Below are 23,237 nucleotides of genomic sequence, written 5' to 3' on the forward strand. Positions count from 1 at the left end.
CGCCCTATATGTCTTTATATGTGAGCCATCGTTTTTTTGTTTCACCTCTATCTTGCGTCTCATTTTCCTGAACCAAAAAAGGGCAGGCAACTTTTCTGCCTGTCCTCTTTCAAGGAAACCATCCATTCTTCTTGCCTATCGTAAAAAAAGTTGAAGGGACATAAATTGCTTCATGTCCCTCCACTCCAGTGATTTCAGTAATTTCCTATACTCACCTTGATAAGTATAATATATTTAATTTAGTATTTTTTTGAAAAACTATGATATACTTAGTCAAACCTTTTAAGCGTTTTACTTTACTTGTACCGTTTACCCTGCTCATCGTTGAGCAGGGTTTTTTGTTATGTATTTTGACAAAACAAAAAAGACAGACCCTAAAAGGATCTGTCTTTATTTGTTTTTGAAATTATGCTTTTTGAACATTAGAAGCTTGAGGTCCACGTTGACCTTGTTCTACTTCAAAAGTAACTTCTTGGCCTTCGTCTAAAGATTTGAAACCTTCGCTTTGGATAGCTGAGAAATGTACGAATACGTCGTCTCCGTTTTCGCGTTCGATGAATCCAAAACCTTTTTCTGCGTTAAACCATTTTACTTTACCTTGTTCCATTGTTGTTGCCTCCTAGTGCACTTAGCACATTGTATTACTATCCTTGCTCTAAGTCATCATCGAAAACGAAAAGTAGTACTTTTAGTATCCTTAGTACCGAACAAAAATAATTAAGACTAAGCATAACATTAAATGGTAGCGATTGCAAATCATTTGGGTAAACTTTTTTCAAGCAATTTTTAATACTCTTATAAATTCATTTACCAATTATTCTTGAACCTATGTGGACTCTAGCTGTTACAAGTTGTTGAAATACATGACATCTCTCATCCATTTCAACATACAGAAACCTCTCGTAAACAACGGTTAACGAGAAGGTTTCTATACATGTTTACATCTGAGATTTTATTTTTCCGTAATGAACTTTTCTACCATTTCCTCTAATATGACCGATTCTTTTGCCAACTCTTCGTTTTGTTCCTTCAATCCAGTCATTATGGAACTTTGTTGAATGGCGGCAGCAGAGATTTGTTCAGTTGTTGCGACACCCTCTTCTGAGATTGCTGCAATTTCCTGAATGGATGCTAGACTTTCATCAGATGATTCATTGATCTTTTTCGAATGGATAGCTAATTGTTCTGTGCCCTTCAACAATTTCTCGACGGATCCGAATATCTTATTGAAAATCTCACCATTGTTTTCCACTAAAGAAACGCCATTTAAGATATCCTGGAAACTTTCATCATTGGTTTGGATGACTTTGGCAGTCTGTTCATTAATCCGTGTAATTGATTCCGATATGATATCTATCGATTCATCCGTTTGTACAGCCAATTTTTGCACTTCTTGAGCAACTACCGCAAAACCTCTGCCGGCATCCCCCGCCCTTGCAGCTTCAATGGAAGCGTTCAAGGACAGCAAGTTCGTTTGAGAAGCAATGACCCTTATTAAACCGATCACTTCATTTATCTTCTCTACATCCTCTTCCAGACTCTCCAAATTGGCTTTATTCGCATGGCCGTTTTCCATGATTTTATCCATCTGGCTCGTTACATCTTTCACTTGTTTACTTCCTTGTTCAGCAAGTACATTCGTATGCATGGTAAACTCATTCATTTTATTCGTTTGCTCGTTCATTAAACGAATTGTATCCGTTAAATCACTGATCATATTGGAAATCCGGTCAATGTGATGGGCACGCTCCTCTGAGGCTTTTGCTTCTTCCGTTGTCCCTGTTACGATCTGACCATAGGATTCCACCATCTCTTCAAAGGATTGTTGAATGGACACGGTGCTTTGATTCATCGTTCGAGCGTGTTCTCGGACATTCTGAATGATATGGGACAAACTTAATCTCATATCCTCGAATCCATTTGACAGATCACCAATCTCATCTTGCCTACTAACTGGAATCGATTTACTTAAGTCCCCTTCTGCCATTTCACTCGTGTAACCAACAAGTTCATTAACAGGTCCCGAGATCCTTTTCCCGATGATAACGGCACATAGCACACCTAATATAATGGCACTTGCGAGAAATAAAATATTATAAAATATCATCTTGCTTTTCAATTCACTGATGAATTTCGCATCCATATCGATTCCTACGATGGCGTCCGTTCCTTTGATTGGCGTAAAGAATGACTTGTGCGTACCCCACTTATCATTATATATTTCACTTAATACATCTTCTTTTCCATTTATCGATTTGGCCTGTTCCGGCGTGAACGGGGATTCCACCATGTAGTCCTCGCTGCCACTCAAGGCTACAATCATGTCGGTATCATTCTCCCGCTTCAACACATACACATATTCAATGCCCTTTTTATTTTCAACAAAGGCATCTAATTTCCGCTTAATCTCTTCTCCCCGTACCGAAGCATTGTTTATCAAAGTAGGATTGAGGCTTGATGCTAAACTGCGGGCATTTTCAGAAAGACGCTCATCGAATTGCGGAAGGACATTCTCGTTGATCATTTTATTGGTAATATAGGAAAAGCAAAGTCCCATGGCACCTGCAAAAAGCACGAATGGGATAATATAAAACAAGAATAATCTTGCTAGTAAAGATTTTTTAGGATTCAGCTTTGAAAATCTCATTCTCATGACCTCCTTAGATAAAAGTCAGGTGCTTTATAGTTAAATATGGAATTAAATCCAAATGAAGCAATTGAAGATTCTTATTCAAATCCTCACTTCTATAAAAGATGATTGCCATGCTCCGGTCATTTTGAAAAGGAAGCTGTCTATATTCCAAAACATGTTCAAATTCTTGTCGAAGTCCATCATGATCAATCCTAGCAACATCTTCCGGATTGACTTCTAGTGGAACCTCTGCAAAGAAAAAGCTATATACGTGATCATCCATCTCTTCCAATATCCGATTCCAATCGGGCTTGGTACCCAAAAAGTAGTGTTCATACATATTCATCCCATAGGCATGGTACCCTAGGTCCGTTGTACCCGCTCCGGCAAAACGGAGGGGATTGATTTCAATAGGAATCACCCGGTTTCCTTTTTTGCGAATTTCAAAATGGACAGGGTAGTTCCTAAGAGGAAGAAGCGTTTGGATATTCTTCATGAACTTTAATGCATCATCATAGATCTCTTTAATGGCTATCTTCGACGTATAATAAATTCGATCGGAGGTATCGTAATCATCCTTGAATAATCGTTTGAAGACATTCAAAATGATCGGATCACCATCTTGATTGTAATAGCCATCAATGGCATATTCCTCTCCCTGAATCCACTCTTCTATTAAAACGGTCTGGGAACCAACCACATCCGAATCATACAACCCATCCGACAGTAGTAAATCCTGCTTTAGATGACTTACGGCTATATCCCACTCTTGTTCATTCTTGACTTTGTGCACTCCTACACTTGAATAGCCAATATTCGGCTTGATAACTACCGGAAAAGGTATATGCTTTTTATCCAATTCACTTATTATCGATAGATCAATATCTTGAAAATGGAAATCAGGATATAAGGATCTCGTTAAATTACGCACCTGACTCTTGTCTTTCAATAACTTGGACCATATGTATTCATTGCTATTCGGTTGAAAATGACCTAATAAGGTTATGCCATTTTCAGAGTTTGTAAGAATTCTTTGGTCCATTTCCATGGACTTGAAAAATTCTGTATCTTTTTGAATATTCAGCTTTTCAGATGTTATTGTTTCTCCCCATTGCCCTTGTTCCAGTACTGGAATTTTCTGTTCCTCTAACACCTTTAGAAGAATTGGTGACACAATGGTCTCATTCAAAATAATCATGTTTTCCACCTAACTTATACTGTTTTATGTATCCTCATATTTAATCGGTTAAAAGTGGTAAGTATTTAGTATTTATAGGTATTTATTATCAATATCCTCATAAATACTAAATTTCCAATAAACCTTTAGACTCATTTTCTTGATCCCTTAATTTCGTTACATGAATGTTTTCACTTTTTTTGTATCTTATTTTTTCATAAACAGGTTATCTGGCATAATAAAGACGATCCAGTCATTATAGGGAACCAAACCAAACTAAATGTAAGTGATACTTAGAAGTTCATATTCAATTCATAACTTCTTTGTATACTTCCTCTTGTAATGAAGATCATGAAAGGATGTATGAACATATGTCAGAAGAAAAAAAGCAAATAGGATGGCGCCAGTTCATCCGCTTGGTTAAACATACGAAGCCTTCTAAACTAATGATAGGGATTGCATTAGCATTAAGCTTAAGTACAACAGGTGTAGGTTTATTGGTCCCGTTGTTCACAAAAAATCTAATTAATGATTTTTCCCTTAGTTCGCTAAGCACGGAACGGATCACACTTCTTGTCCTCGCCATAATCATTCAAGCATTGGCAAGTGGATTTTCCATCTATTTATTAAATCGGATCGGTCAATCTGTAGTAGCGGGTATTCGGGATCAACTATGGAGAAAATTACTCGTATTACCCGTGAATTATTTTGATGAACATCCATCGGGTGAAACTGTCAGTCGAATGACTAATGATACAACTGTAGTGAAAAGTTTAATTTCGGAGCACCTCTCTAATTTCGTTACCGGAATCATTTCCATTGTAGGCTCCATGATTGTGTTATTTGTACTGGATTGGAAAATGACATTGTTAATGTTCATTGCGATCCCTCTCTCTGTTTTGATATTAATGCCACTAGGTAAAAAAATGCATCAAATATCAAAAGGGATGCAGGATGAGACAGCAAGTTTCACCTCCGTACTCCAACAGGTTCTGACGGAAATCCGACTTGTTAAAGCATCAAATGCAGAAACAATAGAATATGAAAATGGTAAAAAAGGGATCAATAAATTATTTCATTTTGGACTAAAAGAAGCAAAAATCCAAGCCTTGATTGCACCGCTAATGAGTTTTGTCATGATGGCATTACTCGTACTGATTTTAGGTTATGGAGGAATGCGAGTTTCTTCAGGAGCTTTGACTGCTGGAGCTTTAGTTGCATTCATTATGTATCTTTTTCAAATTATCATGCCCATGGCTCAATTAGCCAGCTTCTTTACGCAATTCCAAAAAGCTACGGGTGCAACAGAACGTATCATTTCGATTTTGGATTCAGTAGAGGAAGAAGATGCGCTGGAGCAAGTTCAAAATATAAGCCAAACTATCACCGTGGATCACCTGAACTATAGTTATAATAATGGAGAACAAGTACTTAAAGATATAAGCTTCAACGTTGAAGCGGGTAAGGTCACTGCAATTGTCGGCCCAAGTGGCAGCGGAAAAACGACACTTTTCTCATTATTTGAGCGATTCTATAAACCACAGCAAGGCTCAATTTCCATAGGCGGGAAATCCATAAATGATTTCACGCTCCTTTCATGGAGAAGCCAGATTGGTTATGTTTCACAAGAAAGTCCAATTGTATCAGGCACAATTCGAGATAATATATGTTATGGAATCGATCGGGGTATAACGGATGAGGAATTAAATCAAGTCGCTAAAATGGCGTATGCGGATCAGTTTATTTCCGAGCTTCCAAATGGATATGATACAGAGGTTGGTGAAAGGGGCATGAAATTATCCGGCGGCCAAAGACAAAGAATTGCGATCGCACGTGCATTTCTAAGAAACCCAAAAATTTTAATGCTTGATGAAGCTACCTCAAGCCTAGACAGCAAATCTGAAAATGTCGTTCAACAGGCGTTAAATGATTTAATGAAAGGGAGAACAACAATAGTGATTGCTCACCGCCTATCGACAGTTATTGAATCAGACCAAATCATTTTCCTTGAAAAAGGGAAAATAACAGGCAGCGGAACACATAAAGAGCTATATGAAACACACTCATTATATCGCGAATTTGCAAAACAGCAATTGCACAAACTTGAACTAGCTTAATTCACCGAAAGGAAAGAAATGATGACCAAAATATTAATTGTCGATGATGATGCCCATATTCGCGAACTTATACAACTTTTGTTAAGAAAAGAAGGATTTGACCTATATATTGCCTCAGATGGATTGCAAGCATTGAAATTAATGGAAAAAGTGAAAATCAATTTAGCAGTTATCGATATTATGATGCCTAACATGGATGGATGGGAATTATGCAAAGAGTTACGGGAATTTAGTGATATCCCCATTTTAATGCTGACGGCCAAGGGTGAAACTGCGCAGAAGGTAAAAGGATTTGAACTCGGGGCGGATGACTACCTTGTCAAACCATTTGAACCAATCGAATTGGTTCTTAGAATAAAAGCATTATTAAAACGATATAAAATCACTATTTCACAAACATTAAATATTGGAGAATTAAAGATGAATCGCAACACTCATGAAATGTCATTTAAAGAACAGGAATATACGATTCCACTAAAGGAATTTGAAGTGTTGTTTAAATTAGCAAGCTATCCTGGAAAAACTTTTTCCAGGGAAGACCTTATTGAAGACATTTGGGGCTACGACTATGAAGGCGATGAACGAACGGTGGATGTTCATATTAAAAGAGTGAGAGAACGTTTTCCAGAATCGGAATTCCCCTTTCGGATTAGAACGATTTGGGGATTAGGCTACCGTTTGGAGCTAACGAAATGAATGCCCCCTTTTTTAAACGCATACTTGGCTTTTTGACATACATTTCAGTTTGTTTTTCAGTTGGGTACTATACCATTCAGCTATTGCCTGTAAGACTATCCGATTATGTCCAGTATCTGGCAACAATCATGACCAGCATCGCGATTATGATGTTCACAGGTTACCTGATCCATGCTTTCAACCACAATAAACGCGTCAACATCTACTTGGAAATCATTGATGCCTTAAGGAAAATTGCCAATGGCGATTATAATGTCCAATTGGATTTTAAAATGGATAAAAGAAACGAAATGACGGACATCATTAACCACTTCAATCACATGGCCAATCAATTGAAACAAATGGAAGAAATGCGGCAGGAATTCATCTCCAATGTCTCACATGAAATACAGTCGCCCCTAACCTCCATTGTTGGATTTGCCCAAGCGCTCCAATTGAATAAGCTGACAATAGAAGAACGAAATCATTATCTCCATATAATTGAGACAGAGAGCAGGAGATTATCTAAATTAAGTGATAACCTTCTAAAGCTTACATCGCTTGAATCCGAGCATCATCCTTTTGAAAGGACAAGCTTCCGGCTGGACCAGCAAATACGAACCATTATTTTGGCTTGTGAACCGACTTGGTTGGAAAAGGAACTCGAAATGGATATATCCTTGGAAAAGATCTCAATTTTTGCAGACAAAGATTTAATGAACCAAGTATGGACCAATATAATACACAACAGCATCAAATTCACACAGCATCATGGCAGAATCACGATTAGGCTCCAACAGATAAATGATCAAGTATCGATAACGGTAACCGATACCGGCATTGGCATTTCAGAACAAGATCAGTTCCACATTTTCGAGCGATTCTACAAAGCCGACCTGGCAAGGGAACGCACAAAAAGCGGCAGCGGGCTCGGGCTATCCATCGTGAAAAAGATTATCGATATGCATGATGGAACGATATCCGTTAAAAGTGAAATCGAAAAAGGGACGACCTTTACCATCCTGCTTTCTATTACATGAAGGAATTTTTCTCAGTTTGTATATAGTGTAATGTTTGATTGTGACTAGAAAAAAGGTTGCTCATTTTTCTGTCTGTGGTTACAACACTGCTAGAGGAAAGCTCCGAAATAAAACGGTGTGCAAGAATAGTTGTTTAATCTTTTTCATCCTATAATCATTTTTCTAAAATAATAATAAAGTCGTTTAAAAACCAAATGTTCTTACAACAATCACGCCCTTATCTGTAAGGTTCAATCGTGATAAAATCAAACAAATAGAGCTATTTAAACTTCTTAAATATGAAATTAGCTTATAACAGGCTTCGTGAAAAAGTCATTAGAATAAAGGGGAAAGATAGGTATGACAGAACTGAATGATTGGAAGAATGGTGCTCGCGGGCATAAATTCATAGCTTCTTTTAGCGGAGGAAAGGATAGTGTCTTAGCTCTTTATAAAGCAGTGAAGGTCGGGGACGCGATGGGACTGATTGTCATGCTGGAGGAAGAAGGGAAACGATCCAGATCCCATGGTATGCCTCCGGAACTCATACGTGCCCAAGCTAAATCTATCGGTTTGCCCGTATATACTGCCGCTGCAAGCTGGACAGATTATGAAAAAGTATTTATGCGCCTTTTAGAAAAAGCTAAGAATCAAGGAGCGGAAGTTTTAGTAACTGGAGACTTAGATATGCCTGCTCATGGCTGTTGGCATGAAAAAGTTACGCAGAATGCTGGATTAAAGCTTGGGATGCCTTTATGGGAAATGGATCATCGTGAAGCTGTAAAAGAGTTCATAAATCTAGGATTTAAAACGATGATTGTAACGGTGAATCTTTCACTTGGAATGCGTGAGGACGATTTAGGTCGAACGCTAACCCATGAGTACGTGAAGGAACTTGAAGCTCGTGGGATTGATCCCTGCGGAGAAGGCGGAGAATTCCATACCACAGTAATTGATGGGCCGCTCTTCAATACACCGATCCCTGTTCGTAAAGGTGAGATCATGAAGGATGGAGAATATGCCTTTTTACCTTTGGAGCTAGATGAGACGGCAGATAGGGAGATTGTATAAAGGATAAAATCACAAAAAAAGAGACAACAGTTTTCACCCTGCGCATTATCCAAGTACAATCTTTCATAAGCTCCACTGGCAGTACTTACATACAAGCAACCTCACCAAAAAACTTATGCAACATGGATAAAGCCCAAAAGCGTTATGTTTTGGGCTTTATCATTTCCACTTGAGCATACACTTAATTTTTCATTGGTTCATCTTTTTCAAACATATTTAGAAATAGAAACCTAAACAAAAGTAAACCGAATAATAATGAGTATAATACGTGGAGTGCTACATAAATGAAATTTTCAGTTAAGAAGCCATCATAAAATTAGTATTTAATTGAAAGTATATCAGAACTGACTGAGAGCATAAAGGCACCTAATAATTCAATTCTAGTTTTTGATTCTTTTAAAGAGAATTCGACTTTATGAATATTAAATATCTTTTTAAAATCAGAACCGGTTTTTGTACCTTTATAAAGCCCTACTAATCCAGCAACAAGTATAAAGGGGATAATTGACTCTATTTTAAAAATACACACAAAAACATTAAACATGACAAGTCCAAAAATTATAATAGATTTCATTTTGCTCCCTAGATATTTAAAGATTTTCTACAAGTTCTGCCAGATAACGGATTTAAATTTGCCCAAACCGCATTTTCTTGAGCGCTATTACTGCTTCTGTTCATTCATTTTAATACCTGAATGAAATATATTATTAGGAAAATAACATACATCAAAAACAACAAAATAATGTATCTATCAAAGAACTTAACTTTTTCACTTTGAAAATGATTATTTTTTCTTACTTTTATAAATAAGTAAGTTGATATAGATAGAAAAAGTATTAAACCAGTTATGGTGGTAATTGGAGACACCATAACTTTAAAATAAGTTTCAGTAACCTTTTCCGGGAAATGCATGATGATCCTCATTATTTCATTCACTATAAAATGATAAAAGATAGCCGGTACGATACTTCCAGTATAGATGGTCAATAGTGCAAAAGAGATACCCATTACAAATGCAAAAACCAAGTTTCCCACCGTCATATGATAAATGCTAAAAATAAGTGCACTTAAAATTATGGCCGACTTTATGTTCATTTTCTGATATTGTTTTAATAATATACCCCTAAAAAGAATTTCTTCACTAATCGCCACTGAAAAGCCAATCATCATAATGCTGTAAAAACTTATGTTTTCATTACTCTCCATAAGTGTACCAACAATTTTTTCAGCAGTAAGCCATTCCCCAGTTAGTAGATAATATTGAATCCTACCAAAAAACATAGTTATCATGTGAACGGTAATACCCATTAAAATACCAAGAAGAATATATTTTATATGTACCTTTTTTAGCCTAATGCTAGATAAGGTTACTTTTTTCTTTTTTAAGAAAAGAAAAAGCACATAGATAATAACCAGTTTACTTAAAAAGAAAAATAATTGTTTGCTTATTTGAAAAGAAAGTTCTTGTAATATAAGTTGTGTAAAAGGAAAAATAATCATAATTAGTATCGTTATATATAATATAAAGCGATGAGTTTGCTTAATATCAGTATCCATTTTTACCCCTTTATAAAAGCAAATTCTAAAAAAACCCTTAGAATAAGGGTTTCATTTACACTATTGTCAACTTATTTTGTTGCTACTTTTTTATATTTAATGTAGGTTGTATTTCTTTGTTCTGTTTTTATCAAATTGCCAGTTGGACTATATGTCTTTAGTGTTCCAGTCAATTTCCATGTTTCTTTATATTGGTCCCATTTTTTCGTTGCCGAATGTACCTTTTCTCCACCACCAGACATAACTACTATACCACCTATTTCTACCCTAAAGGTAAGGTTAAGACTCCATGTTGTAGTATCAGTCACTTTTTTGTGAAAGACTCTTGATTGTCGTTTATCTGTAGCTGTTTTCCAAGTATAGCGATTACAAGTAGCACACACTGGAGATATACCAATTCTATTATTAGTTATTTCTCCTGTTTTTTCATCTATAAGTATAGGTATTTCTTGACCTAAAAGTACATCAGTGCCTGAAAGATTTGGATATTCTGTAGGAAACTCACCTGATTGGCATTCCTCTTTTAAATCAACTTCTTTAGTTGGAGAACTTGCAAAGGTTGATGTTGGATTAAATCCAAACAAAAATAAAGGAATTATTAATATAAAAAGATATAGTAACTTCTTCATTTCTTCACCTCATCTAATATTTCTCGTGAAATACCCACTGTTAATTTTTATGCAGAAGTGTATAACTTAGTAATTATTTTGGCATAATATTAATTTTTAAAATAATTTTCAATTAATTAATCTCACGTCATATCTTTTTTTACTAGATCCAAAATCCTTTAATAGTTTCGAACAGTTACTCTTTAGTATTCTTTTAAATGTTTTTCTACCACATTTTTTTGTTAGCTTATATTTCGCATAAAGCTTCATAAATTCAGCATAATCAAAACTTATTTCTTCGCCAACTTCATAGTAATCAGATATTTCTGATATTTTTTGAAAATTTTCTTTTTTTGTTAAATCCTTTTAATGACTTTCAGCTGAAGAATATCCTCGTGAAATACATACTAACATAACTAATAAGGCAATGATTGCCCAAATGGCCTTTTCATAAGAAACCCCCTTTAATATATTAAAGTAGTTTGGTTGTAATATTTTTATATCTCCATTTTAACAAAACCAAAAAAACAAGGAGTTCCAAACTTGGAACTCCTTGTTTTTTTTTGACCTTTGAACTATTTATGTATCGCATAAGGGAGAGTTTCACCCCCTTATTTTATAGAGCTAGATCAGTCTGCAGATATGGAGATCTTATAACCTCAGAACCACATCGTTTCACTTCTTATATGAACAGAACCTTGAATAATGGACACTTTAATAGAGGTTCAGTTCACCCTAAATAAACCAATGTTTCATTTCCGCCAAAAAGTTGAACAGTCTGCCTTGTCCAAAATATTAAACTCGATCATTTTCTCAAGTAATGAGTAATCAACCGGACTAACCCACTTGATACGTACCAACTGCTTGGTGTGATCATAGCCAGCCTGCACAATTTCATCAGAAAAATGATTAATCCCTGCTATTTCAGGGGCAACAGCCAAATGATGTTTGGCTACGCTAAAGCCAATAATATATGTGCCATGATCGGTAAACATAGGCTGATTCCACGCGATTTTTGGCATTAAATTGGGATATTTCTTAATTACCCAAGCCAAAACTTCTTCCGTTCGGTCTCGATGTTGCGGGTTATCAATCTTCGCTAAAAACTCTGCAAAAACTTCCATATCATTCTCTCCTAGAATTAAAATTTTTTTTTGAACAATGTAATTTTTCCCTCATCCTATCATCATCAATATGTATTAAACCGCCATCTTCCACATCATCTAAATTTAATGCCTTATGGATTTCTTTCATCAATCCACCATAAGAAATTAATCGTTTGTAAGTCAGCGCCCTTTGTTCAGCCCTAGTTTTATTACTTCTTCAATTTCGACAAAGTCCTCAGACCCTTTTTTAGGTTTAACTTTTTCTATATGCACAATCGGTTAGATGTTCTCGTTCCTTTAGACATTATAAACACCCCTTTAGATAATCATATCCAACGGGGTGAAACGGTGCAACTTTTTTAAAACGGTCAAACTTTACTGCAAATCTACAAAACATATGTTCAGTTAAAAAAATCCGGGTACTGATTGGATATTTAGCATCCGTTCTTTAAGGAAAAAACCTTGTATTATTGTACCTCTACGACAAAAGTATAAGAGGAGTCTCCATTTGACCATTTAGCGTTAATTTCAATTACATACTTTCCTTTTTCCGACGGTAAGGTTATATGGTGTTGATTCAAAGGTAATTCTTCACCACGTTTTTCTTCTTCCCATAAATAAGCCTGTAATGGTGGTTGGGAGCCATCATTAAACTCTACATTTGCTACTGAACTTTGTTCAACTATTTTCGCTTTCATATCTTCAGCTATTTGAAATGGTGCAGCAGCATCGACGATAACCGTAGTATTAGAGAGTAAGCTCTTTTTCTCCCACTGATAAGTACCTCTAGCTGTTTCGATATTTTCATCATTTATTTTCACTATCGCTTCTGGTGGTTCTTCTTTGGTTTCATTTGAACAACCTACTACTATAAGTAAGAACAGCATTAAAATAGAGAAAAAACATTTCTTATTTTTCACATTAATCCCACCTTTTATTCTGTTAGACGTTAACTATTTATAACAGTTACAAGCCTTCTTATACAATCCTGCAACGTTAGTTGAAAAAATAGAGCAGTAACGATGTCCAATTTATGCCACCGTAAGCCAATCATGCAACGCTGGTAATGAGGCGACATAAAAAAGACTTGATCCAATAAAAATTGGATCAAGTCTTTTTTAATAGCACGTTTTTGTCAAACAACAATGTGTCAGTACCCAACTTTTTTGTCATTCAACAACATACGTTGCATTCATTCCAGCTTACTCAACAGTTACGCTTTTCGCAAGGTTACGTGGTTTATCCACGTCACATTCGCGGTGCAAGGCAGCGTAATATGCAATGAGCTGCATCGGGATAACAGAGATAAGGGGTGTTAATAGTTCGTTCACTTCCGGGATGACAAAACGATCATCATCTTCTTCAAGACCCTTCATGGAAATGATGCAAGGGTTGGCACCGCGGGCAACGACTTCTTTGACATTACCACGGATGCTTAGGTTGACGCCTGCCTGTGTAGCAAGGGCTATGACAGGTGTACCATCTTCAATCAAGGCAATCGTTCCGTGTTTAAGCTCACCGCCAGCAAAGCCTTCTGCCTGGATATATGAAATTTCCTTCAGCTTAAGCGCCCCTTCTAGAACAACATAGTAATCTAGGGACCTTCCGATGAAGAAACAGTTTCTTGTCACAGACAAATATTCTTGGGCAATGGCTTCCATCTCTTCTTTCGAATCACATAGGGCTTCCATTGCAGTCGCGACGATTCCAAGCTCTTTTACAAGGTCGAAATCAAACTCCAGTTTACGGAATTGGCCAGTTACATTTGCCAATATGGCCAACACTGCCACTTGCGCGGTATAGGCTTTTGTTGAGGCAACAGCAATTTCAGGTCCTGCATGTAGCAAGAGTGTATAATCCGCTTCACGTGATAGTGTAGAGCCTGGTACATTAGTGATGGTCAAAGCTTTGTGACCGAGAGCCTTGATCGACACTAATACAGCTCGGCTGTCTGCCGTTTCCCCACTTTGCGAAATGAAGATGAATAGCGGTTTTTTCGATAATATAGGCATATTGTAAGTGAATTCCGATGCCACATGGACTTCAACCGGAATTTCCGTCATTTTTTCGATGAATTGCTTACCGATCAACCCTGCATGATAGCTGGTTCCGCAAGCGATGATATAAATACGGTCAGCCTCACTTACGGCTTCTGTAATGCTATAATCGATTGCAAGTTTACCTTCTTCATTCTGGTAAGCTTGAATGATTTTACGAATGACAGCTGGCTGCTCGTCAACTTCTTTCAGCATATAGTGAGGATACGTACCTTTTTCAATATCACTTGCATCCAGTTCAGCAGTGAATGGAGCACGGAAAACTTCTTCGTTGGAAAGATTCTTGATCGTTACCTTTTCATTTGTCACAATGACCATTTCTTTATCCATCAGTTCAAGGAACTGATCTGTGACTTGCAACATGGCCATTGCGTCTGAAGCGACAACGTTAAAGTCATTTCCCACACCGATTAACAGCGGGCTTTTATTTTTTGCGACAAAAATGGTTTCATCATTTTCAGCATCCAAAAGGGCAATGGCATATGAGCCTTCTAAAAGAGTGAGAGTTTGACGGAATGCCTCTTCCACTTCCATGCCACCGTTTACGAACTTCTCAATGAGCTGAACGATGACTTCTGTATCCGTTTCACTTTTAAAGGCAACATCCTTCAAATATTCACGTTTTAGAATCGCATAGTTTTCAATGACCCCATTATGAACTAAAGTCAAGCGACCTGAATTACTTTGGTGAGGATGGGCATTATCACGGCTTGGCACACCATGAGTGGCCCAACGTGTATGTCCTATTCCAGTATGTGCAATAGTATTTTCATCCACGGCCCCACGCAAGTCCGCAATTCGTCCCTTTTCCTTAAAGATTGTCACGCCTGCATCATTTTTTACGGCAATCCCTGAAGAGTCGTAACCGCGGTACTCAAGTTTTTCAAGACCTTTTAATAAAATTTCCTTCGCGTCATTAAGTCCAATATATCCAACAATTCCACACATAATTTCTGCTCCTCCAACCGATTTGAGGGAACAGGAATGCACGGGGGCATCCCTGCCCCCTCATCTCTGATATATATTTTTTATAAAGGAAATGCCCTAAAGCACTTTTTCCCTTTGCGCATTTCCAATCCTTTGTGCAGTAAGTTGCCCTACTGTTTTAAAATTGGAATTACTGCGGCTGTGCACTTCAGCCGGGAGGTATCCGCCGAACATTCGATAAACCTCCTCCTCGTCAACTAAGCCTTTCTCGACCAGACTTAGTTCAGGCGCTTTTGTAAAACATTTCTCCTTGCCTACCCTCCTTTTCAAACAACCATTTTATAGAAAATGAGTTGTAAATCAGGATAATCATACCTTAAATAAGGGACATAGGTCAATTCTTTATTACCGTGACCAAGGAAAAAGAACTTCTTTATAAAAATATGCATAAAAGGAATTTAGGTTCCTTTTATGCATATGATTGGTTATTCGTGTATTCCCATTTCCGCTCTTACCACAGAGACGATGCGATCAACATAACTTGTGCATTCTTCAGCAGTCGGCGCTTCAGCCATAACACGGACTAGCGGTTCAGTACCGGATGGCCTCACCAAGATACGACCGTTTCCGGCCATTTCCCCTTCGACTTCCCTAATGACTTCCTGTACCTTTTCATTATCAGTTACAGCATGTTTATCGGTTACTCTGACATTGATAAGTGTTTGTGGATATTTCTTCATCTCACCAGCGAGCTCCGATAGGGTCTTTTGTGTATCACTCATGATGTTTACAAGCTGTAATCCCGTCAATAAGCCATCCCCTGTCGTGTTATAGTCCAGGAAGATAATATGTCCGGATTGCTCGCCGCCAAGGTTATAGCCGCCTTTTCGCATCTCTTCTACCACATAGCGATCCCCCACTGCCGTTTGGGCGCTTTGTATACCTTGCTCTTCAAGACCTTTATAAAAACCTAGGTTACTCATGATTGTGGAAACCACTGTTCCTTGTTTCAGACGATTATTTTCTTTCAAGTATTTCGCACAGATATACATGATTTGGTCGCCGTCCACAATATTTCCCTTTTCATCTATGGCAATGACGCGGTCCCCGTCGCCATCGAAAGCAAGTCCGACATCCGCACCTTTTTCTTTTAAGAAATCAGCCAGTGCCTCAGGATGAGTGGAACCTACCTTATCATTAATGTTCAATCCATTGGGCGATGCCCCCATTGTAGAGATGTCTGCATCCAGATCCGCAAATAAATGCATGGCTAAAGATGATGTTGCTCCATGTGCACAATCAAGCGCAACATGGATGCCTGTAAATTCTTCATCCACTGATTGCTTCAAGTACTGGAGGTACTTTTGACCACCTTCGAAATAGTCGTTCAAATGACCTAAATCTCCTCCAACGGGACGCGGAAGTTCATCCTTTTCCAAATCTAACAGTGTTTCAATTTCCGCTTCTTGATCATCAGAGAGCTTAAATCCATCAGGGCCAAAGAATTTAATGCCATTATCCGCTACCGGATTATGCGAAGCGGAAATCATGACCCCCGCTTCAGCACTAAGGGCTTTTGTTAAATAGGCAACTCCTGGTGTCGAAATGACACCAAGGCGCATCACTTCAGCCCCAATGGATAATAGACCAGCTACTAGTGCACCTTCCAGCATTTCACCTGAAATACGTGTATCACGCCCTATCAGCACTTTAGGTTTTTCTGTATCTTTAGTAAGAACGTAACCACCAAAACGGCCTAGTTTAAATGCCAACTCCGGTGTTAATTCGCTATTCGCAATACCCCTAACTCCGTCTGTTCCAAAATATTTGCCCATCTTTATCGCTCCTTCTTCGAATCGTTACTGAATTAAATGATGTTAAAGGAAGGTCATGTCTCTTCGTCTTTTTGAGTAATGGAGACCTTAATCGTTTTAGAATCCAGTTCCCAATTCACTCCCGCAGGCGCTTTTACCAACAGTTCTACATCATGTGTACCTTCATCTAAATTACTCACATCTACTGTAAGATTAATGTCGTCTTTAGTTATTTTCTTCAAATCATCCGCCTCACCAAGCAAAGTAATGCTTGTTACATCGGTTTCCAATTCGACATCTTGGTCAGCTTGTATGCCCACAGGCTCTATATTCATATTATTGAATGTCTTAGACTCAATGGCAGCGGGTTCATCTTTTTCGACTACTTGTTCTTGTTCATCTTGTTCTTTTACTTGTTCTTTCTCTTCTTCGACTGATTCTTCATTCTCTTCATCTACGTCCACTTTTTCCGTGCGAATTTTGACCTTTGCCTTACCCAAGGACATTTTTTGTACACTTTCCGGTTTAGTAAGATCGAGTTCCAATTCCGTATCACCATCAATTTTGGAGATATTTACAGGTAAATTTATTTCACTTATATTTTCCAGGCTCGTTTCTGACCCAAATAAGGTGACCTCTTTAGGATCGACACTTATACTCTTGATCCTAATGCCATCCTTTGCCTTCCCGGTTTGCTTTGGTTCTATGGAAACCGTTTTTGAAGGTATGCTCACGTTTAAAGAAACGGCAACCGAAGCAGGCTCGATCGTCACATCCAACTTATTCAAGTCCCGGTCAAGAGCTTTAACGGTTGCCTTCCCATTCACCGTTTCGTCAAGTCCCTTACTTATTTCAAGGTTTGCCTTTACATAGGAAATTTGTTCAATCGCGTCTTTGGCGCCTGTTATTTTAACAGTTTGAGGGCTCACGGTTGGCTGTCCAGCGGTATATCCCTCTTCGAGTAATGAGTGATTATACTCTGCTTCAACGGAGAACTCCTTCGTCACTCGTTCCTGAACATTGACTTCTGCATATTCCGGATCGATTGTCGCCACTAACTTTTCATTCAACTGACTTATTTTAAATGTGACAGTTCTATCCCCCATTGAGATTTCAGGATCCGATAGGTCTACATAAACTTTGAAATCCCTTTGGTTTTTTGCATTTATCAAGAGACTTTTTGCTCCCTTTAGAGTAACATCCACCGTTTCCGGCACACCGCTCACCACCAGATTTTCACGGTCATAGTACACTTCAACAGGTACATTTTCTATGGTCTCCGTACTGATTTCAGGGGCTGTCGATAAACCAAGGGATTTTTTATCCGACTCCATCTCAAAGTTAATGGAAATGAACAAAAGTGCTGCCAAGGCAAAGGCTACGATTCTCATAAACCAAGCACTATTGGTGAATTTATCCATTCTTTTTCCCCCTCCAATTCCAGATGCCTGAGGAAGTTGATTTGATGTTTTCCACTACCAGCTCACTTGTAAGCATGGCCCTGAAAGATTCTTGGTTCAAATCCCGGTAGAGTTCCCCGTTTTTAGTAACGGATATCCCTCCCGTTTCTTCTGAAACAACAATCGTAAGACTATCCGTCACTTCACTCATTCCAATGGCAGCCCTATGCCGGGTACCAAGTTCTTTTGATATGAATGGACTTTCCGATAATGGTAAGTAGCAAGCTGCAGCTGCCACCTGATTATTCTGCAAAATAACCGCGCCATCATGGAGTGGCGTATTAGGTATAAAGATATTGATGAGCAGTTCTGAAGAAATATAGGACTGTAGAGGAATCCCCGTTTCCACATAATCCCCCAGCTCTGTTCCTTTTTCTATCGTAATCAAGGCTCCGATCCGCCTTTTCGCCATATAAGTGGACGCCTTCAGGATTTCTTCAACTAAGCGTTCTTGCTGATTCTCTTCTGGAACGGTGCCCCTTGCAAAGAGCTTCCCGCGTCCCAATTGTTCTAGTGCCCTTCTCAGTTCAGGTTGAAAAATGACAAGAATTGCCAATACTCCCCAATTCATGACTTGTGCCATTAACCATCCAAGTGTATTGAAACCAAACAGGTTGCTTAAGCTTTTTACAATGACAATTACAAAAATTCCTTTTAGCAGCTGAATAGCCTTCGTGCCTCGAATAATAGTTAACAATTTATATATCACAAACCAAACAAGGAGAATATCAATGAAATTTACTACATAGTCCCAAACATTCAAATTGGATAAAGACATGTTGTTTCCTCCAGTCAGTATTACTCCAAATAACAATTACAATCGTTATGTAATAACTTTAATAGTATACCATTTTTTAAATGATACATCTAAAACTAGTGTGAGAAATTTGCATGTTAAGAACGAATAATGGAAAATGAATCCCTTTTTATTAAAAAATAAAGCTGAGTGAAGTCACCGTATATGAAAAACGATGTCCTCTTCTCAGCTTCTACACTCCTATTCCTTATCTTCCTCTTTAGAAGGAACCAACGACGTTGCAGTATCCTTTACTTTATACCACACCCACTCAAAAGCTTGGTCAATGACACGGATGCTTCCTGTCACATTCCCTGCCTTGGACATATATTTATGTCCATTTATGACTGTCACATCTCCCTCTACTTCACCATCTATTTGAATGTTACCATTTTGAACTACCACATTTCCCTCGATTTTCTCACCTGCAGGCACAATAACCGTTTCACCTTCGACTACTAAATTGGGCTGTTTGGAAACTGAAAAATGTTCGTCCTGATTATAAGTGGAAAAAACAGAACCTGTCATCAATATAATGAACATGGCTGCCGCTGTCATGAAGGGATGGCTTTTAAACCAACGTTTGGCGCCCGTTGTTTTCGTTTCCTTTGGCAATTGAGCCATTACCTTTGCTGTAAAGTCATCCGGCGCCTTAATATGGGAAGTACTCTGTACAAGAGCGACCGCCTTTTTCATTTCATGAAAGTAATCCCGGCATTCAGCACACGTATGCAAGTGCTCCCGTAAAACTTCTTTATGCTCCGGTTTGATGTCCTCATCTAAATAATCATGCATATATTCAATGATTTCCTCATGGCAGTTCATTTTTCTCACCTTCTTTTTATAAATGGCGTAGTTGTTTACGCAAGGCTTCCCGACCACGATGTATTCTCGTCTTAACCGTACCGACTGGCAAATCGAGTATTTCGCTGATTTCCTTTAAAGATAACTCTTCAATATACTTCAATACGATTACCGATCGGTATTTCTCGGGCAATTTCATTATCTCCGCTTGAATGGTTTCCTGTAATTCTAAAGATTCAACCTCTTCCTCTGGCTTTGCCATATCCGATGCAATTTGGGAATACAAATTCAATCCGTCTGTTCCAGCAACATCTGCATCTAGATAGTAATCTGGTTTTTTCTTGCGAAGACGGTCAATACAAAGGTTAGTGGCAATCCGATATAACCATGTGGAAAATTTCATTTGTATATTAAAACTACGGATATTCACGAAGGCTCTTACAAAGGCCTCCTGTGCCAAATCTTCTGCTTCTTGCCTGTTTCCGAGCATCCTGAAACATATCTGGAAAACTTTGTCCTTGTAAATTTCGACAATTTCCCCAAATGCATTATGGTCTCCCTTTAATACTTGATTAATTCTCTCTTTAATGAGTGCATCCATTTTCCGGTATTACCCCCGCTCATGCGGCTATACGATTATTACGAATCGCAAGCTGAAAGGTTTCAAAAATTTAATACATTAATTTTAACAAAGTTTTACATTTTATGTTTAAGAAAAAAAAAAACAGGGTTATATAGTAAGAAATTGTAAATCTGAGGGAGTGAATCTCTATATGAAAGCAGAACAAATTTTAGACCATATTGAGCAATACAGACAGAAAATGATGATATTGGCCTCCCGTTCTTCGATGGTTGATACAGAAGTTGTTGAAGTGAGCAGCAAGCTGGATATCTTAATCAATCAATACCTACATTTGACAAGAAGTGAAAGTCTCACGGACCGACGTGCTCTTAAGTGAATATGGTTATGCAATTGCAACCATCTATATACAGTCATGCTTATGATACATACACCCTGGACAATAAACCTACGTCTTCTAGCATATAAAAAACAGTAACCCATTACAAGCCGGTTACTGTTTCTTTTATTTTACCAGTTATAATAACTTTTCTCCAAATAGCGATCCCATTAGTGCCACGGCAACGATCGCCGTTTTATTTCGCTCATCTAAAATGGGATTCACTTCAACGAATTCAGCTGACGTAATCATGTTGGATTCCGCGAGCATTTCCATAGCCAAATGGCTTTCCCGATAACTTATACCACCATTCACCGGTGTTCCTACTCCAGGTGCATCTGCCGGATCAACCCCATCCAGATCCAATGAAAGGTGGACACCGTCCGTTCTTTCTCTTAAATAATCTATACATTCTTCCATGACCCTTGCCATACCCATGCGGTCGATTTCATGCATCGTAAATACTTTAATCCCTTTATCACGTATAAGTTCTCTTTCCCCTTCATCCAATGACCTCGCACCAATTATTACGATATTTTCCGGTTTCACTTTTGGAGCGGAACCATGGATATTAATTAGGTCTGGATGTCCCAGCCCAATACTGACTGCAAGCGGCATTCCATGTATATTTCCTGATGGAGAAGTTTCTTCCGTATTTAAATCACCATGTGCGTCGTACCAAATCACACCTATATTTTCATAGTGCTTTGCGACGCCGGCTAATGTTCCTATCGCTATTGAATGGTCTCCCCCTAGTACAAGTGGAAAAGAACCGCCTTCTATTATTTCATCCACTCTTGCGGCTAACTGAATGTTACCCTTTGCGACAAGAGATAAGTTTTTTAAATTTGTTCCAGGTTTATTTGCATTTCCGGGACGTCCTACAACAATATCGCCAAGATCTTCTACTTCTATATTTAAATGCTGAAGACGCTCGATAACCCCAGCGTAACGAATGGCACTAGGTCCCATATCCACCCCTCGCCTTGCTTGACCAAGGTCCATAGGCAGCCCTATGACGGAAATTTTCTGAATAGACATACAACTCCCCCTTTCCACCATTTTACATCGTATATCCATGGTGGTTCAACTGTACATTTTCATGAATAAAGATGCAGTCACTCCTTTCATATCTTAATGTCTTATCGGATTTTTTTTAAATGCTTATTATCTATCGTGAATGGTCAATCCTGAAATTAAATAAAAAAAAGTCTTAAACCATTTTGGCTTAAGACGTAAGTTTTGGTGTATGTAGTTGATGGTGGAGCCTAGCGGGATCGAACCGCTGACCTCCTGCGTGCAAGGCAGGCGCTCTCCCAGCTGAGCTAAGGCCCCTAAGGAATGTAAAATATAATAAGCGGAAGACGGGATTCGAACCCGCGACCCCAACCTTGGCAAGGTTGTATTCTACCACTGAACTACTTCCGCAAATGGCTGGGCTAGAAGGGATCGAACCTTCGCATGACGGAATCAAAATCCGTTGCCTTACCGCTTGGCTATAGCCCAATAATATGATATGTATCATTAATATTCAACAAAATAAAAAGGTGGTAATCATATATTTCCCCAATATAGAGAATATATAACTAATCCACAGGATTTTCATTAAAATGGTGGAGGGGGGCAGATTCGAACTGCCGAACCCGAAGGAGCGGATTTACAGTCCGCCGCGTTTAGCCACTTCGCTACCCCTCCGCAATATATGGTTGTAAATGGTGCCGGCAAGAGGACTTGAACCCCCAACCTACTGATTACAAGTCAGTTGCTCTACCAGTTGAGCTACACCGGCAAATAATGAATATAATGGTGGAGGATGACGGGATCGAACCGCCGACCCTCTGCTTGTAAGGCAGATGCTCTCCCAGCTGAGCTAATCCTCCATATTAATGAGTTAAAAATGGTGACCCGTACGGGATTCGAACCCGTGTTACCGCCGTGAAAGGGCGGTGTCTTAACCGCTTGACCAACGGGCCGGACTTTTGTGTTCATAGATAGATTGGGAAGCTCCCAAGCGGATTCGAACCGCTGACCTCTTCCTTACCATGGAAGTGCTCTACCTACTGAGCTATGGAAGCATATGGCTCCGCAGGTAGGACTCGAACCTACGACCGTTCGGTTAACAGCCGAATGCTCTACCACTGAGCTACTGCGGAATAATATAATGTTTCCTTTAACCCATTTAAAGATTTAAATGAATAGCCTGGCAACGTCCTACTCTCACAGGGGGAAACCCCCAACTACCATCGGCGCTGAAGAACTTAACTTCCGTGTTCGGAATGGGAACGGGTGTGACCTCTTCGCCATCATTGCCAGACTATATTCATTTTTGAAGAATTTTCATTCCTTCAAAACTAGATAATAATATAAGAAGGTATTTCATTTTTTTAAAGCGTTGGTTAAGTCCTCGATCTATTAGTATCAGTCAGCTCCACATGTCGCCACGCTTCCACCTCTGACC

General features: G+C 38.6%; 21 protein-coding genes, 9 tRNA genes and 1 rRNA gene. 5 read left to right on the forward strand and 26 right to left on the reverse strand.

Annotation, left to right across the window (positions count from 1 at the left end; genetic code table 11):
* Nucleotides 1-406: 406 nt before the first annotated feature.
* The 3 genes from ACQKMH_RS26295 to ACQKMH_RS26305 form a co-directional block, all read right to left on the reverse strand.
* Nucleotides 407-607 (reverse strand): cold-shock protein, encoded by a 201-nt coding sequence (locus tag ACQKMH_RS26295; protein ID WP_034304915.1) that lies wholly within the window; start codon nt 605-607, stop codon nt 407-409.
* Nucleotides 608-952: 345 nt separating this feature from the next.
* Nucleotides 953-2,647: a methyl-accepting chemotaxis protein gene (locus ACQKMH_RS26300; protein WP_427590270.1), complete on the reverse strand. Its 1,695-nt coding sequence runs from the start codon at nt 2,645-2,647 to the stop codon at nt 953-955.
* Between the two features lie 13 nt (nt 2,648-2,660).
* Nucleotides 2,661-3,830 carry an ATP-grasp domain-containing protein gene (locus ACQKMH_RS26305; protein ID WP_427590271.1) on the reverse strand — a complete coding sequence of 390 codons (1,170 nt, stop codon included), beginning with the start codon at nt 3,828-3,830 and terminating at the stop codon, nt 2,661-2,663.
* Nucleotides 3,831-4,168: 338 nt separating this feature from the next.
* Here ACQKMH_RS26305 and ACQKMH_RS26310 point away from each other — a divergent pair, with 338 nt between their 5' ends.
* The 4 genes from ACQKMH_RS26310 to ACQKMH_RS26325 all read left to right on the forward strand — a co-directional run bounded on the left by ACQKMH_RS26310 (nt 4,169) and on the right by ACQKMH_RS26325 (nt 8,691).
* Complete coding sequence (locus ACQKMH_RS26310) at nt 4,169-5,926, forward strand: ABC transporter ATP-binding protein (RefSeq protein WP_427590272.1); 1,758 nt, start codon at nt 4,169-4,171, stop codon at nt 5,924-5,926.
* Nucleotides 5,927-5,947: 21 nt separating this feature from the next.
* Nucleotides 5,948-6,622 (forward strand): response regulator, encoded by a 675-nt coding sequence (locus tag ACQKMH_RS26315; protein WP_427590291.1) that lies wholly within the window; start codon nt 5,948-5,950, stop codon nt 6,620-6,622.
* Nucleotides 6,619-7,641: a sensor histidine kinase gene (locus ACQKMH_RS26320; protein WP_427590273.1), complete on the forward strand. Its 1,023-nt coding sequence runs from the start codon at nt 6,619-6,621 to the stop codon at nt 7,639-7,641. The genes ACQKMH_RS26315 and ACQKMH_RS26320 overlap by 4 nt, the downstream gene beginning before the upstream one ends.
* A 339-nt stretch (nt 7,642-7,980) precedes the next feature.
* Complete coding sequence (locus ACQKMH_RS26325; RefSeq protein WP_427590274.1) at nt 7,981-8,691, forward strand: diphthine--ammonia ligase; 711 nt, start codon at nt 7,981-7,983, stop codon at nt 8,689-8,691.
* 316 nt (nt 8,692-9,007) lie between these two features.
* On the opposite strand, the gene ACQKMH_RS26330 is transcribed toward ACQKMH_RS26325, so the two are convergent.
* The 12 genes from ACQKMH_RS26330 to sigW form a co-directional block, all read right to left on the reverse strand.
* Entirely contained in the window at nt 9,008-9,265 is a 258-nt protein-coding gene (locus tag ACQKMH_RS26330; protein ID WP_427590275.1) for a hypothetical protein, read from the reverse strand.
* A gap of 104 nt (nt 9,266-9,369) precedes the next feature.
* Nucleotides 9,370-10,248, reverse strand: coding sequence for a CPBP family intramembrane glutamic endopeptidase (locus ACQKMH_RS26335; RefSeq protein ID WP_427590276.1), 879 nt, complete (start codon nt 10,246-10,248; stop codon nt 9,370-9,372).
* A gap of 71 nt (nt 10,249-10,319) precedes the next feature.
* Complete coding sequence (locus ACQKMH_RS26340; protein ID WP_427590277.1) at nt 10,320-10,877, reverse strand: hypothetical protein; 558 nt, start codon at nt 10,875-10,877, stop codon at nt 10,320-10,322.
* A 731-nt stretch (nt 10,878-11,608) separates the two neighbouring features.
* Nucleotides 11,609-11,980, reverse strand: coding sequence for an iron chaperone (locus ACQKMH_RS26345; RefSeq protein WP_427590278.1), 372 nt, complete (start codon nt 11,978-11,980; stop codon nt 11,609-11,611).
* Between the two features lies 1 nt (nt 11,981).
* Nucleotides 11,982-12,110: a hypothetical protein gene (locus tag ACQKMH_RS26350; protein WP_427590279.1), complete on the reverse strand. Its 129-nt coding sequence runs from the start codon at nt 12,108-12,110 to the stop codon at nt 11,982-11,984.
* A 319-nt stretch (nt 12,111-12,429) separates the two neighbouring features.
* Nucleotides 12,430-12,882, reverse strand: coding sequence for a hypothetical protein (locus ACQKMH_RS26355; RefSeq protein WP_427590280.1), 453 nt, complete (start codon nt 12,880-12,882; stop codon nt 12,430-12,432).
* A 282-nt stretch (nt 12,883-13,164) separates the two neighbouring features.
* On the reverse strand, nt 13,165-14,967 hold the full coding sequence (gene glmS / locus ACQKMH_RS26360; RefSeq protein ID WP_427590281.1) for a glutamine--fructose-6-phosphate transaminase (isomerizing): 1,803 nt from the start codon (nt 14,965-14,967) through the stop codon (nt 13,165-13,167).
* Nucleotides 14,968-15,431: 464 nt separating this feature from the next.
* The gene (glmM, locus tag ACQKMH_RS26365) at nt 15,432-16,781 is read right to left on the reverse strand and encodes a phosphoglucosamine mutase (RefSeq protein ID WP_427590282.1); all 1,350 of its coding nucleotides are present in this window, start codon (nt 16,779-16,781) and stop codon (nt 15,432-15,434) included.
* A 53-nt stretch (nt 16,782-16,834) separates the two neighbouring features.
* The gene (locus ACQKMH_RS26370; protein ID WP_427590283.1) at nt 16,835-18,181 is read right to left on the reverse strand and encodes a CdaR family protein; all 1,347 of its coding nucleotides are present in this window, start codon (nt 18,179-18,181) and stop codon (nt 16,835-16,837) included.
* A complete protein-coding gene (gene cdaA / locus ACQKMH_RS26375; RefSeq protein WP_427590284.1) occupies nt 18,174-18,998 on the reverse strand; it encodes a diadenylate cyclase CdaA in 825 nt (274 codons plus the stop codon). Before cdaA ends, ACQKMH_RS26370 begins: the two co-directional genes overlap by 8 nt.
* A 219-nt stretch (nt 18,999-19,217) precedes the next feature.
* On the reverse strand, nt 19,218-19,841 hold the full coding sequence (locus ACQKMH_RS26380) for an anti-sigma factor family protein (protein ID WP_427590285.1): 624 nt from the start codon (nt 19,839-19,841) through the stop codon (nt 19,218-19,220).
* A gap of 16 nt (nt 19,842-19,857) precedes the next feature.
* The gene (sigW, locus tag ACQKMH_RS26385; protein WP_427590286.1) at nt 19,858-20,421 is read right to left on the reverse strand and encodes an RNA polymerase sigma factor SigW; all 564 of its coding nucleotides are present in this window, start codon (nt 20,419-20,421) and stop codon (nt 19,858-19,860) included.
* A gap of 172 nt (nt 20,422-20,593) precedes the next feature.
* Here sigW and ACQKMH_RS26390 point away from each other — a divergent pair, with 172 nt between their 5' ends.
* Nucleotides 20,594-20,779: an aspartyl-phosphate phosphatase Spo0E family protein gene (locus ACQKMH_RS26390; RefSeq protein WP_230161274.1), complete on the forward strand. Its 186-nt coding sequence runs from the start codon at nt 20,594-20,596 to the stop codon at nt 20,777-20,779.
* Between the two features lie 138 nt (nt 20,780-20,917).
* On the opposite strand, the gene rocF is transcribed toward ACQKMH_RS26390, so the two are convergent.
* From rocF to rrf, 11 genes are all read right to left on the reverse strand, one after another.
* Complete coding sequence (rocF, locus tag ACQKMH_RS26395) at nt 20,918-21,820, reverse strand: arginase (protein ID WP_427590287.1); 903 nt, start codon at nt 21,818-21,820, stop codon at nt 20,918-20,920.
* A 218-nt stretch (nt 21,821-22,038) separates the two neighbouring features.
* A tRNA-Ala gene (locus ACQKMH_RS26400) sits at nt 22,039-22,114 on the reverse strand.
* A gap of 21 nt (nt 22,115-22,135) precedes the next feature.
* Nucleotides 22,136-22,207, reverse strand: a tRNA-Gly gene (locus ACQKMH_RS26405).
* 3 nt (nt 22,208-22,210) lie between these two features.
* A tRNA-Gln gene (locus ACQKMH_RS26410) sits at nt 22,211-22,285 on the reverse strand.
* A gap of 105 nt (nt 22,286-22,390) precedes the next feature.
* Nucleotides 22,391-22,474: transfer RNA gene (locus ACQKMH_RS26415), tRNA-Tyr, on the reverse strand.
* An 18-nt stretch (nt 22,475-22,492) separates the two neighbouring features.
* Nucleotides 22,493-22,568 (reverse strand) — tRNA-Thr (locus ACQKMH_RS26420).
* A gap of 15 nt (nt 22,569-22,583) precedes the next feature.
* Nucleotides 22,584-22,659, reverse strand: a tRNA-Val gene (locus tag ACQKMH_RS26425).
* Nucleotides 22,660-22,677: 18 nt separating this feature from the next.
* Nucleotides 22,678-22,752: transfer RNA gene (locus ACQKMH_RS26430), tRNA-Glu, on the reverse strand.
* 29 nt (nt 22,753-22,781) lie between these two features.
* A tRNA-Thr gene (locus tag ACQKMH_RS26435) sits at nt 22,782-22,854 on the reverse strand.
* Between the two features lie 3 nt (nt 22,855-22,857).
* Nucleotides 22,858-22,932 (reverse strand) — tRNA-Asn (locus ACQKMH_RS26440).
* Between the two features lie 45 nt (nt 22,933-22,977).
* Nucleotides 22,978-23,093 (reverse strand): 5S ribosomal RNA (gene rrf / locus ACQKMH_RS26445).
* Nucleotides 23,094-23,237 lie beyond the last annotated feature (144 nt).

Origin of the sequence: Peribacillus sp. NPDC097895 (genome assembly GCF_050277555.1) — a bacterium.
Taxonomy (GTDB): domain Bacteria; phylum Bacillota; class Bacilli; order Bacillales; family DSM-1321; genus Peribacillus.

Excerpts from the sequence above, each read along its gene's own strand:
- glmS (WP_427590281.1), bottom strand. The coding sequence starts at position 14,967 with ATGTGTGGAATTGTTGGATATATTGGACTTAATGACGCGAAGGAAATT.
- glmM (WP_427590282.1), bottom strand. The coding sequence starts at position 16,781 with ATGGGCAAATATTTTGGAACAGACGGAGTTAGGGGTATTGCGAATAGC.
- ACQKMH_RS26335 (WP_427590276.1), bottom strand. The coding sequence starts at position 10,248 with ATGGATACTGATATTAAGCAAACTCATCGCTTTATATTATATATAACG.
- ACQKMH_RS26315 (WP_427590291.1), top strand. The coding sequence starts at position 5,948 with ATGACCAAAATATTAATTGTCGATGATGATGCCCATATTCGCGAACTT.
- ACQKMH_RS26295 (WP_034304915.1), bottom strand. The coding sequence starts at position 607 with ATGGAACAAGGTAAAGTAAAATGGTTTAACGCAGAAAAAGGTTTTGGA.
- ACQKMH_RS26390 (WP_230161274.1), top strand. The coding sequence starts at position 20,594 with ATGAAAGCAGAACAAATTTTAGACCATATTGAGCAATACAGACAGAAA.
- ACQKMH_RS26325 (WP_427590274.1), top strand. The coding sequence starts at position 7,981 with ATGACAGAACTGAATGATTGGAAGAATGGTGCTCGCGGGCATAAATTC.
- rocF (WP_427590287.1), bottom strand. The coding sequence starts at position 21,820 with ATGTCTATTCAGAAAATTTCCGTCATAGGGCTGCCTATGGACCTTGGT.
- ACQKMH_RS26370 (WP_427590283.1), bottom strand. The coding sequence starts at position 18,181 with ATGGATAAATTCACCAATAGTGCTTGGTTTATGAGAATCGTAGCCTTT.
- ACQKMH_RS26330 (WP_427590275.1), bottom strand. The coding sequence starts at position 9,265 with ATGAAATCTATTATAATTTTTGGACTTGTCATGTTTAATGTTTTTGTG.
- ACQKMH_RS26350 (WP_427590279.1), bottom strand. The coding sequence starts at position 12,110 with ATGAAAGAAATCCATAAGGCATTAAATTTAGATGATGTGGAAGATGGC.
- ACQKMH_RS26320 (WP_427590273.1), top strand. The coding sequence starts at position 6,619 with ATGAATGCCCCCTTTTTTAAACGCATACTTGGCTTTTTGACATACATT.
- ACQKMH_RS26300 (WP_427590270.1), bottom strand. The coding sequence starts at position 2,647 with ATGAGATTTTCAAAGCTGAATCCTAAAAAATCTTTACTAGCAAGATTA.
- cdaA (WP_427590284.1), bottom strand. The coding sequence starts at position 18,998 with ATGTCTTTATCCAATTTGAATGTTTGGGACTATGTAGTAAATTTCATT.
- sigW (WP_427590286.1), bottom strand. The coding sequence starts at position 20,421 with ATGGATGCACTCATTAAAGAGAGAATTAATCAAGTATTAAAGGGAGAC.
- ACQKMH_RS26305 (WP_427590271.1), bottom strand. The coding sequence starts at position 3,830 with ATGATTATTTTGAATGAGACCATTGTGTCACCAATTCTTCTAAAGGTG.
- ACQKMH_RS26310 (WP_427590272.1), top strand. The coding sequence starts at position 4,169 with ATGTATGAACATATGTCAGAAGAAAAAAAGCAAATAGGATGGCGCCAG.
- ACQKMH_RS26340 (WP_427590277.1), bottom strand. The coding sequence starts at position 10,877 with ATGAAGAAGTTACTATATCTTTTTATATTAATAATTCCTTTATTTTTG.
- ACQKMH_RS26380 (WP_427590285.1), bottom strand. The coding sequence starts at position 19,841 with ATGAACTGCCATGAGGAAATCATTGAATATATGCATGATTATTTAGAT.
- ACQKMH_RS26345 (WP_427590278.1), bottom strand. The coding sequence starts at position 11,980 with ATGGAAGTTTTTGCAGAGTTTTTAGCGAAGATTGATAACCCGCAACAT.